We start from the raw sequence: 12,626 nt of genomic DNA, 5'->3' as shown, positions 1-12,626 counted from the left end.
AGGCCCGCAAAGGTAAGGGATATTGAACAATCTCAAATAAATGCCAGATTACAAATGCGAAAAAGCAATTGAACATTTATTTTTTTAGAATAAACTTGATCGGGAGGTTGATTTCATAGGCAACATTTATCCCTTTTCTTTTAGCTGGAATGTATGGAGGCAGCATCGCGAGAAAACGCAGGACCTCTTCATCACAGCCTCCACCAAGTCCCCGGGTTATTCTTGGTGAAACTATTTTTCCCTGGGTATTTACAATGTATTTTACATAAACCACCCCTTGAATTTTTTGTGCTCTGGCTGTATCCGGATATTTAATGATCCTGTACATGGAATCCAGCAATAGTTTTTTACTGCACTCTTTTGGATCAGGGTCATTTCCGCAGGATTTAAAAATTGGTTCCACATCCGCTTTGTTGTATACATCTTCATATACAATTCGTACTTCTTCATATCCGGTAATACTGTCCATTGAATATATAGTGTCTATGATAAATCCCACACTATCCTGATTTTCTTTAACCATATTTTGATCAGAAAAATCAGGATTTACAGATATCGAATTCAGGTTTTCAAAATTCACTTCAAGCTTAAGTTCATAAGCTACCGCAAATCCATTTCTTTTGCCGGGTGCATAGGGTGGCAGGGAAGAAATAAATTTGAGCACTTCCTCATTACAACCCCCTCCAAGGCCTTGAAGTATTTCAGGTCGGACGATGTTTCCACTTGCATCCACGACATACTTGGCATAAACAAAACCCTGTATTTTCTGAGCTTTTGCAGCTTCCGGATAATTCATCCTATTGTATTTCCATTCCTTTAGAATTTTTTTATTGCATTCCCTTGGATTAGGATCCTTTAGACAACTTTTAAAAACAGGTGGCACACCTCCTTTATTGTAAATGATGGTTTTGGAAATCAGTGTTTCCTCCAGACCACTTTTTGGATTGGTAACCACAAGAGTATCTGCGAGGTAGCCTACACTGTCTTCATTTTGGGATTGGGCGTACAATGGATTAAATGTGAAAGCGGCAGATTGTAAGAGGATGCATAGTAGAGCGAAAATAAAGTATCTCATCAGATGTGGAGTTTGATACAAATATAAGCTTTGGTTTTTACCAATGCACAATATCGGAAAGAATCTGACTAATTAATTCTTGGTATTATGGTAGAGAGAAATGAAATCAAACTAAACCAATTCTTTTTTCGTAGTTTTTGGTTTGATCAGCAAGCGTAAAGCCTGATCATAGAAAATATATCCCCAGATCCAATTGAGCAATACGATAATTTTATTTTTGACACCAATCAAATAGTAGATATGGACAAACAACCATATTATCCAGGCAAAGAAACCACTAATGTGTCTTCCTGCAACGTCCACAACCGCTTTATGTCGCCCAATGGTTGCCATACTACCTTTGTCGAAATATTCGAAAGGTGTGGATATTTTTTTGCTCAAGTAGCCGGCCAGCCATTTGGCTTGCTGTAAGGCTGCGGGGGCTACCTGAGGATGTCCGTTCGGAAATTTTTGTGCTTTAACCAGTGCGAGATCACCTATTGCGAAAATATCTTTCGTATCCCTAACTCTGCAATATTCATCGGTAAGAATTCTGCCACTCCGGGAAATTGAGGATTCAGGCAGACCGGGTATAGCAGATGCGCTTACGCCAGCAGCCCAAATCACTTTATTCGCGTTTATGCAAAAGCCATTATCCAAAATAACCTTACCATCAGAAATATTTTTTACCTGTTGGTCTAAATAAAGTATGACACCAAGTTGCTCCAAATCACTCTTGGCTTTGTCAGAAGACTTTAAAGACATTCCCGGCAAAAGCCTGTCCGCGCCCTGAATCAAATGGATATGCATTTTTTTTGCATCCAGATCCGGATAATCTTTCGGAATCACGTGTTGCTTCATTTCTGCTAATGCACCTGCGAGTTCAACTCCGGTTGGTCCCCCGCCCACAATGACAATGTCCAACAAAGGCGAAAGATCGGTGCCTTCGGGACTCATTACTGCTTTTTCAAGATCAGATAGTATTTGATTTCTGAGAAATAGAGATTCAGAAACAGATTTCAAAGGAATGCTGTTGGCTTCAAATTCTGCATTACCGTAGTAATTTGTTTTGGCACCCATGCCCAATACAAGTAGGTCGTATCGGATAATGCCCATGGAGGTTTCTATTTTATTTTCCTCCGGAAGTATTTTATTTACTTCGGCGACTCTTACATAAAAGTCCTTTTCATCCTGAAAACTTCTTCTCAGTGGGAAGCAAATCGAACTGGGTTCCAGACCGGACATGGCCACCTGGTAATAAAGCGGTTGAAATTGATGGTAATTATTTTTGTCCAGCAGAACAATCTGATAGTCTTTACCGGCAAGTTTTCGTGCTAAGGTGAATCCGGCGAATCCGGCACCGATGATGACGAGTCTTGGTTTGGTACTTTGTGGAATGTTGAGTGGCACGGTAGTAAATGATTTAACTTATCAATGAGAAAACTAGTAAGAATGTTCAATCATAAATAATTGTCTCCTCACAAAATCAACGCTTAATGAATAATAATATAAGGCATTCTGGAAAATAAAGCAGGTGTTGTTTGTCCTATCCTTATTTTCAAACTTCGAATCATCACAAAAAATATTTTAAACGCAATAAAAATATTTTGCAAAAAACTTGACAGTTTTATTTTTCTCACTATCTTTGAAATTATAACACCAAATGTTTGATCAAACATGACACTATTTGAGAACATAAAATTAAAACATGATTTAGGATAATCTAGGACACCACCTTTTGGTAAAAATATTTGTTGGAATTCATCCGACATGGACATTTTATGTTCTGTGGGTAATTCAGAACGCACCACGCAAAAGAAGCGACTATGACGGATACCGGTGCCGATCACCGGCTTATTTTAATTTTTTAACACATGAAAAAGAACATTTTTTTATTCTGGCTGGTACAACTATTTTGTACAGCCACTTTTACCCAAACTATTGAAGAACTTAGGCCAAATCTGTATCTTGAAAAACTAAGCTACAAGGAAAAACATCGGGAGTTTTATACCGTTCCAAAGGATGCCAACCTTACAATTCTGGATAAACAGAATTTGGAAGGAGTGGATGAAGAAAACTTTGTAGAGCTTTATTTACTGGAAGATTATTCCGAGGTTAAAATTGTTACGCATTTAAAGAGAAAATCAGTTTCCTATTTAAGCAAGATAGGTACTACCATCGTTACAAAAAATAGGATTTATATTTTTGACTTGAATGGGCATTTTATTACGTCTGAGATTATTCCACCTGCGGAAACCTTGCCAACGGATAATACACTTTTGAGTAATTTTCTTTTTCTAACCAAAGAGAATTTAGATGATTTAATTGCTCAGGGTTTCCGTGTCGATAAAATATCAGATGGCGTGCACCGTATAGGCCGAGAGCAACAGACGCGATTGGTGGATGAAAATCAATTATACTATTACGATGTGGTTAAGGAAAATGGGGTTGAAGTGATCTCAGAAAAACACCAGTTTTACCAGCTTGGGAATGCATATGTGGATTGTGAAATTCAGAACATTAAGCCATATTTATTTCACAGTGGCGACAAGGGATTTTGGAATAAAATCATCAAACGTTATGCGTATGAATTTTATAATAACCGTGAGCTTAAGAATGCTTTGCAAAGAACATCCGTATCGAGCGGGAAAGGACTGGATTTTGTGGTATTCAATGATGAGTTGAACAGAAATTGGAATGTTTCAATTGTTGATTATAAACCGGAATTCAGTTATAAAATGCAATTGTTAAATCAGGCAGGGAAACTGATCAAGGAGTATGAAATCAGAACAAATCAGGAAAAAATTTATTCCGGAAACTTGGTTCCAGGACTCTATTATCTTCAATTGAGCCTTAACGGTTATAAGACCAGCAGGAAAGTTTTAAAATTTTAAATCACTTAAAAAAAATATAATAGTTATGAGAACTTTTATTTGTTTTTGTATATTTGTTTGCATCAACATCCTACTGATGAGCACTTTGACAGCACAACCTGTTTATGGGATAGCTGAGTCAGCTGTTCCTTATGACCCTAACAATCCAACCGGGGGACCAAAATCTTGCTACAATCCAAGTACCGGAGATCCTTGTCGCACTATTTTTTGGGTACATGGTTTGGGAGGAGATGCCTTGAAGGCCTGGCAAAAGGTGGGACCCGATATTGAAACTAAATACTGGGTAGATTCAGAATTTCCGGAATATCCTCAGATCAGTCTTAAATCCGCCGGACAGGGATTGTTGGATGCGATTAAGAATTCAGAAGGAGTTAACAGACCATTAGAAGATCACTTAAAACCTTTTGTGATTGCACATTCACAGGGGGGATTGGCAGTGAGGGCGGCTGATTTGGAGCGTACAAATACACAAAAGGGAGATCCTTACTTTGGAGGTATTGTTACCTATGGAACACCACATGGAGGAGCACCTATTTTACAGCATGTGGATGACATGGTAGATCTAATGGAAGAGGGTTGTGTGCATATTGCCAATTCGAAACTGACCGAATTTGTGGAATCCAACTTTCTACTCGATTTGCTGATCAATCCGGAAAAAATTAAAGAAAAGATCATCAAACCCGCCTGCGAATTTGTGTCGGGCGTGGCACCAACATTTGCCGCTGATTTTTTGTCACCGATTACCGATGAGTATAAACAAAAGCCGGTATTTTTTAATGAGTTTAATTCAAAAATAAAAAACAATGTAGCCTTTTATGGTGTGGAAGAGGATCCTGTATTTTTTCGTTTGTTGAAATGGTTAAAAACTTCAGCAGAGACAGTACCTGTGTACACTGCAAATGAAGATCAGGATATGGTGGATAAGGTTAATCAGATTTCAGATGAGTATTACATTAAATATGTTAACCAAACGAAATGGGTTGAATTTTTAGATGGAGTGTGGTGGCATCCAGGGGGATGGTTTGGTGCCTGGGGAGTTAAAAATGATTACCAAAAGAAAGCTGATGCTAACAGGGCGGTCTTTGATTGGTTTAAAACCGTTGACAATAAATGGAAGATCATCATAGGTTCAGGTATAAATTATAAAGTGGTTACGGAAAGTTATTGTATGTGTGTTGAATATGACGCAAATGGATCAGAACGAAGAAAGGACATGTATTATGGGATTGATTTCGAGGAATGTGACAAGAAGAATAATAGTTGGGATTATTTTTGTTCCCATCAAGAAATCTATCACTATGAATTTGAAGAGATAGAAGAATCAGATGGAGTAGTGCCTGTGAGCTCTGCAATTGATTTTCCAAATTCATATAAAGATCAACTATTGTACAGTAATCACCAACAAATGAGGAATGATAGAAATACAAAAAGATCCACAACAGATTTGATGTTTGTAGGGAAATATGGTCATTTTTTTAAAACAAAGCAAAAATAAGGTATATGAAAAATATTTGGATGGCATTGATGTTGTTGACCATGTCGTGCGATGATGATCCAGCTACTATTTCGGATCCTCCATCAGGAGGATCCGAAACCACCAAACTTAAATTAGTTTGGCAGACTCTACTTCCAAAAAGGCCGGAAACAAGCCTGTCCATTCCACCAGTTTTGTATAAGGATAAAGTATTGGTAAGTGATGCTATTTTGTTGAGTTTGCTTAATGATCATATTATGGCATTTAAACAAGATTCCGGTCAATCATGCTGGAGTTGGGATGATCATTACCCGGATAGAAAGGGAGAAATGATGAATTTGTCCCAAACCATAATGCCAGTTTATCAAAATATATTTATGTATACAGGCAGCAATTTACATGGGATAGATATGAATACTGGTAAGTCCATTTGGTCCATTGATGTACACAGCCGGGGTGGACATTACTTAGAATACACACGAATGGAAGAGCTGGCCTTTTTTAGATATGTGGAAAATGACGAAACAGAAAGTTTAGTCATCGTCAACATGAAGAATGGTTCTGAAAGGAAAATTTACCACGCCGATTTCTCTGAAGATAAACCTGGTTTTTATCCACTGGTGCTTCCACCGGCCATTCAAATTAATCAAGTAGGGGACACCTTGTTGTATTTTAAGACGGGCTATTGGAGTAGTCCGAAAGTAATGAGTATGGCTTGCTACAATTTAACCAAATCAGAAATGGTTTGGTTTAAGGAAGACCTGGAACCAAACACAGAACCCAACTCATTGGCCACCTTTATAAAAGATGGACTTGTATTTACCTGCAGCTCAAGATCCATTTTTTGTTTTAACAGTGAAAATGGAGAGATCGTCTGGAAACGGGACTTTTCAGACAAACAAGGCGGCTTGTACATGGCGAATTCAAATCTTGAATTTGATGATCAAAATGTATATTTTATAATAGGGAATGGCAATATATTTTCTTTGAATCAAAAGACAGGAAAAGAAAATTGGAAGACGGATGTGCCGGGAGTTGCTTTGGGTGGAATCAGATGCATTGGCGGCAAAATCATTTTTTCCAACAGAAGGCTTTACATATTTGATGCATCCAATGGTAAGAAGCTAATTGAATATGATTCATCAAATGAAAGTAAAGAATATTTTGACACCTACATCAGTGACCCAACTTATGATCCATTGACCAAACGAATTTACTTCAGCGATGGTTATTTTCTGCAGTGTTTTCAATTGATTGAGTAAGTAATATTAAATTATTATTGTTCATTGAAATCAAGTCTAACTGAATGGTAGTAATGTATGAAAATCATTAAACAGTAATGGGATTAGTTCTTGTGAGCTCCGCAATTGATTTTCCAAATTCGATTTCAAATGAACTATTATACAGTAATCATCAACAAATGCGGAATGATGGAAATACGAAGAAGGAGATGGCAAAGTTACTTGAAACAAATACATACGGAACATTTTTTATTACCCAGAAGCATTAAAATGATGAAATTTCTATACTTATTTATTATTTTAGCAATATATGCTTGTGACCATGAAGAGTCATCATATCCAGATCCTCCCCCGGGAGGATCTGGAAAACTTGAAATGAAATTGGTTTGGCAAAGTTTTCTGAATGATTCAATAAAATCAACATTTTCTATTTCACCAATTCTATTTGAATATAAGGTAATTGCCTCTAAAGCAATATTATTTAGTAAGTATAATGAGGAATTAGTTGCCTTTTCTCAGGATTCGGGTAAATTTTTATGGAATTGGTCAGATCATCATCCGGGAAGATTTGAGAAGGGAGATGTAGGATTTCTAGATACTTATCATCAATTGGCTTTTGGGAAATTTTATCTATTCAAGGATTTTTACTTGTATGGAATTGATTTAAGTTCTGGCAAAACTATATGGTCTAAGCAGAATAACTCAGCCTATGGTATCAATTATTTTACGAATTACAATCCACTATGTCTTTCGACTATTATAAATAATGATCGATCAGTTAATATAGATATTTTAAATGTCGCGAATGGTGATCAAAATCAAATTTATAAAATTGACCTGCCAAATGAAAAAGGTATATATCCAAATATATCGGCTCCAGTAATGTGGTTTGATTCAAGAGGAGATACTATTTTAATATTTAAGACGGGAACGTGGGGAAGTAGACAAAGTATCAATTTGGTATGTTATAATTTATCTGCAAAAACAACAAATTGGGAAATTCTTGATATGGATCCGAAAATTTTTGGAAGTGCATTTCCTCCTTACATCCAGGACAATTTAATATTTTTTACAAGTATGAAGACTTTGTTCTGTGTGGACAAGAATACAGGTAAATTGATTTGGAAAAAAGTATTTTCTGATAAATCCGGAGGGCTTTATTTAGCTGAGTCGAATTTAGTCTTTGATGAAACCAATGTTTATCTTATGGTAGGCAATGGAAACCTCGTGTCACTCGACAAAAGGACTGGTAATCAAAATTGGTTAACCGATATTAATGGTCTAGCAATTGGCGGGATAATTTATAGTGAAGGTAAAATCATTTTTTCTAACAGAACGCTTTACATTTTCGAAGCCTCAAGTGGAAAAAAGTTATTGGAGTATAATTCACTAAATCAAGGAAAAGTATTTCCAGATACTTATATTAGTGACCCAACATATGATCCGGTGACCAAACGAATTTACTTCAGCGATGGTTATTTTCTGCAGTGTTTTCAATTGATTGAGTGAAAAATTCAAGATGATATTTTTCAGTTGAATTGGTTAAATGGGTTATATAAAAATGGAGTCTGCAATTTGTTTTCAGACTCCATTTTTTAATTAAAATTGCTGAGCAATTTCAGCATAATTTAAAATCATTTCTTTTGTAATTCAGCTTAGAGTTTCTTTATTTCTTCGAACAGTTTGTCTTCATCACCGGGCATGTATTTTCTTTTATGAAAGACAACCTCACCTTTTTTATTCAATACAAAAACCTGGGGAAGTCCATTTAAACCACCTGGCATCACATACTTGAATTCCTGATTAAAATCATGGTAAGCCGCAAAGGGCCAACCGGAGGTTTTTACACGTTCCACAAATTTTTCAGTATTGTGGCTCCAGTCAGTGGATATGGCAAAAAAGTTGAATTTTGATTCTTTTGACCAGGATTCGTATTTATTTTTGATGGCTTCCATTTCCATTTTGCAAGGTCCGCAGGTGGTCAGCCAAAAGAGTAGAACAGTTGGTTTTCCATTTTTCTTAAATAATTGGGAGGACATGAATTCTTTTCCTTCGGCATTTTTAAGTTTGATGTCGTATGGAAAAAATTTCTGAATTTTATCTTCCGGTCTGGCAGTTTCCGTATATAAGACTGGGCTTTGTTTTGCAGGAGAAGGAGGTTGACAGAAAGAGTAATGTGCAGTCAAAACGCTTAAAAACAAGAAAGCAATAAATTTCATATTAAAATTGGTTCGAAGATTAAATGCAATGATATTTTTCTGATGCAAATATCCTTTAAAATGTCAAAATTGCTATAAATAGTTAGTTAATTAAAAATTAAAAAGTCAACATCGTGTTGATTTAAGTTGATTTCTGGTGCATCATTTTAATAAATTGTCGGCTTTCCCATCCTTTTAAAAAAAAGTAAATTTATAAATTTCATTATTCTGTGTTCAAATAATCTTGCCAGAATGGTGTTTAGCTAAGTTACCGACAGATTACCTGTTTGTGTAAATAATGGGTTCCATCCTTTAACAGATCGATTAAATAGTATCCATTAGGGATATTCTGCAGAGGAATTCTATATTCTGTTTCATTATTTTGATCCTGATTTTGCAATACTTTTGTCATTAGGGTTTTTCCTTCAAGAGTTTGAATGGTCAACGTTATTTTTTGATCATTGCTTGCTGAAAATAAATTCCTTATATAAAAATAGTTTGCAGCAGGATTTGGATAAATGAGTAGGCCGCTATTTTTTATTTCTTTTGTTTTTGTGGAAATACCTTTCCAACCGGCTAGTTTGGCCATCAGGACCCAAAAGGCTTTTGCGACCCGTACCCCTCCTGCAGAAGCAGAACCCAAATGTCCTCCTTCGGTCTCTGTTGTATAATGAGGACAAATTGCAGCCAGATCTACACCATCATCAGGATAGTTTTCTGTCTGGTAACTTACTCCATCGCGATTATCAAAACAAGGTCTGCCATCCGGGTCGTGGGATAAGATGTCCGCTACATCAAAGAGGTAAATATTATTTTTTGATGCAAAATCACGCATTTGTGCATTGAATGATTCAGATTCCAAAGTTCCAATTCCTCTTGCAAGAGAAGTTGTCCACCAAATGAGTTTTTTATCCGGATGAAGTCTGCCAAAGTTGGCGTATGTGTTTGCTTTATTACCACTTGTCTGGTTTCCAAAAAAACCGGTTGTAGGATCTGCAATTCTTGCCCCAGGGGTTACTGCAAGATAACTGAACTGGCATCCTATCACATCAAAAGAATCGAGTCGTGGCTCTATGAAATTTATAAAACAAGTGACATCTTCCGAGCAGCCGGTTGGCCAAAATTCATATCGCCAGTTGCTTCTATCCCATACCCTTTCCCATCGTACCTCCTTAGGGTCCGAGTTATACAATGGGTCTTTATGCTCATATCTTTTGCAGGACGAAAGTGAGGACGACCATGGCGTAGAAAGACAATCCAGATAAGTGGAAATATTGAATCCAACTGAACGATCCATGAACAACATTCGTAATTTTGCTGCCTGGATTTTATATACCTCTGGAATGCTGTCAAACTCTGCTACAGAATGATGATTCACGATCAGGCTTTGTGCAAATGATCTATGAATATTTAAAAAAAATAGGAGGAAAAGTAGGCAGCTTTTCATGTTTGTGAATGCTTGTCTGAGTAAATATAAGGTTATTCAATCAGAAGGAATTTTATTCTCACTTTTTAATTTCAAGTGCCAGAAAAAATCCACCACCGCCTGCACCACAGAGCTTGTAAAATAGGGTCCGGTCCTGTATCCCTTTTTCCCATTTGTATTTAATCCCATCAGGAATAAATTTATAGAAATAACAGAAACTTAATTCACTGAGGGCTTGCCAATTTTGAATAATGTGGTCATTGTTTTGGCTGATGAATGCTTCAATCAGATTTTTATTTGCGTGGAGCATTTTTTCAGAATATCCCCGGTGGTATTCCGGATCTTGCATCAGTGCTTTAAAGAGTTTGACCCATTCCTTTGTATTTCGTGGAATTCCGCTGTCGACAAGGCTAATATGATATCCTTCGTTTTCCAGTACTATGTTGTTATCCAAAACCTTTGGCTCACCTTCATGAATCAGATGAAGAGGTTTGTTCAGATAAGAAACCAAAGGATCCAATCCGGAGCTAGATCCATGAAAGAAGGATTCCATCTGGATGAATAAATCTCTGAGGAGTGCTGGATTGCCGTTGAGATTTTTACCATACCGATCGGCAACGGCTGCACAAAGACATCCGCTGCTCCCTAGTCCATAAGATTGCGGAATGTTGCTGTTGAAATACAATCCATTCTCCAGATCTTGACGAAACTGGTTCAGATCCAATGACTTTATCAATGTTTCTTTTCCATCCAGGTAATTACAGAAATCGTCCAACCTGGGGAAATTATTTTGTCCAGAATCCCAACTGCCTCCAAGATTTGGATAAGGCATGCTCAGCGCCTCTCCTCCATACAACAGCCCATATTCACCCACCAAAAGAATTTTGGCAGGGTAGTGTCTACTTTCAATAGGGGAGTGTTGCAAGTCCGGGTAATTTTTATTTTGCAATGATAATAAAGCTTTGTCAGAACGTGTCTTTTACAAAAAATAAATAAGCCAGGATTCGTGGGCAAATTCTGAAACTGGGTAAATCTCCAATCAAGGTGGCCTAAATCATAAACCTTTTTTGGTCAGCTTTGTCTACTTTTGAGCTAAATCATTCCATATGAACGTGATCGAGATAAAAGTGCCCTCCATCGGAGAATCTGTAACAGAGGTGACCCTCGCCAAATGGCTTGTAGAGGATGGCGCGAAGGTAAAACTGGATCAGGCCCTTTGTGAATTTGAGTCAGATAAGGCAACATTTGAACTACCCGCCGAAAAAGCAGGAAGAATTAAGCGTTTGGCCAATGAAGGAGATGATCTCAGCGTAGGGGCAGTGGTAGCACAAATTGATGTGTCTGTTTCCGGAGAAATGGAAACGCCTCAAACTTCTTCCAAACCATCAGAAATTATTGGTTCCGAAGCCCCAACAAATAAATTGGTCCAGCATCCAGCGCCTGCCGCTGCCAAATTAATGCGTGAACATGAACTAAAAGTTGATGATGTCCAAGGTAGTGGAAAAGAAGGAAGAATTACCAAGGGCGATGTGCTGGAAGCAATCAGCTCGAAAAGCGAGAAATCCACCTCTCCTTTAGAAAATCCTGCAACAAACATCCTGAGCTCGTCTGACACATCAAAGGTGATGACAGGAACACGTCCTGAAAGAAGAGAGAAGATGTCAAGAATGCGGCGTACCATTGCAAAACGTCTTGTATCCGCTAAAAATGAAACGGCCATGCTCACCACTTTTAACGAGGCTGACATGTCCAAATTGATGGAACTCCGTCAGACGTACAATGAAAAATTCCAAGCCAAATATGGAATTAAGTTAGGATTCATGTCTGTATTTGCCAAAGCCTGTGCGCAAGTGTTGATGGAAATGCCTGAAGTCAACGCGTTTATTGATGGGGAAGATCTGATCTATCATGATTATGTGGATATTTCTATGGCAATTTCGACCCCGACAGGCTTGGTAGTTCCACCAATCCATAATGTTGAGTCAATTAAGCTTCATGAATTTGAAATTAAGCTTAAAGAACTTGCTGAAAAGGCCCGAGGCGGAAAACTCAGTTTGGAGGAGATGACAGGAGGGACTTTCACCATCACCAATGGGGGCGTTTTCGGTTCACTGATGAGTACGCCTATTATCAATGAGCCACAATCTGCTATATTGGGCTTGCATGCCATCAAGGATCGTCCGGTGGCTATAAATGGGCAGGTAGTAATCCGACCAATGATGTATCTTGCTTTGTCCTATGATCATCGGGTTATCGACGGAAGTTCTTCCGTTGGTTTTCTGGTAAAAGTCAAGGAAATAATTGAAGATCCGATGAAATTGTTTTTGGAAATATAAATA

Annotated in this window: 10 protein-coding genes; 5 read left to right on the top strand and 5 right to left on the bottom strand. The window is 37.5% G+C overall.

Annotated features, from left to right (window positions below; all coding sequences use genetic code 11):
- Positions 1 to 76: 76 nt before the first annotated feature.
- Positions 77 to 1,075 (bottom strand): energy transducer TonB, encoded by a 999-nt coding sequence (locus tag IPJ83_17090; GenBank protein ID MBK7882251.1) that lies wholly within the window; start codon positions 1,073 to 1,075, stop codon positions 77 to 79.
- A 111-nt stretch (positions 1,076 to 1,186) separates the two neighbouring features.
- Entirely contained in the window at positions 1,187 to 2,464 is a 1,278-nt protein-coding gene (locus IPJ83_17085; GenBank protein ID MBK7882250.1) for an NAD(P)/FAD-dependent oxidoreductase, read from the bottom strand.
- 464 nt (positions 2,465 to 2,928) lie between these two features.
- On the opposite strand from IPJ83_17085, the gene IPJ83_17080 reads away from it, so the two are divergent.
- The 4 genes from IPJ83_17080 to IPJ83_17065 all read left to right on the top strand — a co-directional run bounded on the left by IPJ83_17080 (position 2,929) and on the right by IPJ83_17065 (position 8,172).
- On the top strand, positions 2,929 to 3,948 hold the full coding sequence (locus tag IPJ83_17080; protein MBK7882249.1) for a T9SS type A sorting domain-containing protein: 1,020 nt from the start codon (positions 2,929 to 2,931) through the stop codon (positions 3,946 to 3,948).
- 76 nt (positions 3,949 to 4,024) lie between these two features.
- Positions 4,025 to 5,443 (top strand): hypothetical protein, encoded by a 1,419-nt coding sequence (locus IPJ83_17075; GenBank protein MBK7882248.1) that lies wholly within the window; start codon positions 4,025 to 4,027, stop codon positions 5,441 to 5,443.
- Positions 5,444 to 5,448: 5 nt separating this feature from the next.
- Positions 5,449 to 6,684, top strand: coding sequence for a PQQ-binding-like beta-propeller repeat protein (locus IPJ83_17070; GenBank protein MBK7882247.1), 1,236 nt, complete (start codon positions 5,449 to 5,451; stop codon positions 6,682 to 6,684).
- A 129-nt stretch (positions 6,685 to 6,813) separates the two neighbouring features.
- The gene (locus IPJ83_17065) at positions 6,814 to 8,172 is read left to right on the top strand and encodes a PQQ-binding-like beta-propeller repeat protein (protein ID MBK7882246.1); all 1,359 of its coding nucleotides are present in this window, start codon (positions 6,814 to 6,816) and stop codon (positions 8,170 to 8,172) included.
- Positions 8,173 to 8,318: 146 nt separating this feature from the next.
- Here IPJ83_17065 and IPJ83_17060 read toward each other — a convergent pair whose 3' ends face one another.
- From IPJ83_17060 to IPJ83_17050, 3 genes are all read right to left on the bottom strand, one after another.
- The gene (locus tag IPJ83_17060; protein MBK7882245.1) at positions 8,319 to 8,882 is read right to left on the bottom strand and encodes a TlpA family protein disulfide reductase; all 564 of its coding nucleotides are present in this window, start codon (positions 8,880 to 8,882) and stop codon (positions 8,319 to 8,321) included.
- Positions 8,883 to 9,129: 247 nt separating this feature from the next.
- Positions 9,130 to 10,308 (bottom strand): T9SS type A sorting domain-containing protein, encoded by a 1,179-nt coding sequence (locus IPJ83_17055; protein MBK7882244.1) that lies wholly within the window; start codon positions 10,306 to 10,308, stop codon positions 9,130 to 9,132.
- A 58-nt stretch (positions 10,309 to 10,366) separates the two neighbouring features.
- Entirely contained in the window at positions 10,367 to 11,161 is a 795-nt protein-coding gene (locus tag IPJ83_17050; protein ID MBK7882243.1) for a hypothetical protein, read from the bottom strand.
- 232 nt (positions 11,162 to 11,393) lie between these two features.
- On the opposite strand from IPJ83_17050, the gene odhB reads away from it, so the two are divergent.
- The gene (gene odhB / locus IPJ83_17045) at positions 11,394 to 12,623 is read left to right on the top strand and encodes a 2-oxoglutarate dehydrogenase complex dihydrolipoyllysine-residue succinyltransferase (protein ID MBK7882242.1); all 1,230 of its coding nucleotides are present in this window, start codon (positions 11,394 to 11,396) and stop codon (positions 12,621 to 12,623) included.
- The last annotated feature ends 3 nt before the right edge of the window (positions 12,624 to 12,626 follow it).

Source organism: Candidatus Vicinibacter proximus, assembly GCA_016713905.1.
Classification (GTDB): Bacteria; Bacteroidota; Bacteroidia; order Chitinophagales; family Saprospiraceae; genus Vicinibacter; species Vicinibacter proximus.
The sequence above is the reverse complement of the archived record's forward strand: the minus strand, read 5'-3'. Positions and strand labels throughout refer to the sequence as shown.

Bases quoted from the DNA above. Each gene is read 5' to 3' on its own strand.
- IPJ83_17090 (MBK7882251.1), bottom strand. From the start codon at position 1,075: ATGAGATACTTTATTTTCGCTCTACTATGCATCCTCTTACAATCTGCC.
- IPJ83_17080 (MBK7882249.1), top strand. From the start codon at position 2,929: ATGAAAAAGAACATTTTTTTATTCTGGCTGGTACAACTATTTTGTACA.
- IPJ83_17075 (MBK7882248.1), top strand. From the start codon at position 4,025: ATGAGCACTTTGACAGCACAACCTGTTTATGGGATAGCTGAGTCAGCT.
- IPJ83_17070 (MBK7882247.1), top strand. From the start codon at position 5,449: ATGAAAAATATTTGGATGGCATTGATGTTGTTGACCATGTCGTGCGAT.
- IPJ83_17065 (MBK7882246.1), top strand. From the start codon at position 6,814: ATGAACTATTATACAGTAATCATCAACAAATGCGGAATGATGGAAATA.
- IPJ83_17060 (MBK7882245.1), bottom strand. From the start codon at position 8,882: ATGAAATTTATTGCTTTCTTGTTTTTAAGCGTTTTGACTGCACATTAC.
- IPJ83_17055 (MBK7882244.1), bottom strand. From the start codon at position 10,308: ATGAAAAGCTGCCTACTTTTCCTCCTATTTTTTTTAAATATTCATAGA.
- odhB (MBK7882242.1), top strand. From the start codon at position 11,394: ATGAACGTGATCGAGATAAAAGTGCCCTCCATCGGAGAATCTGTAACA.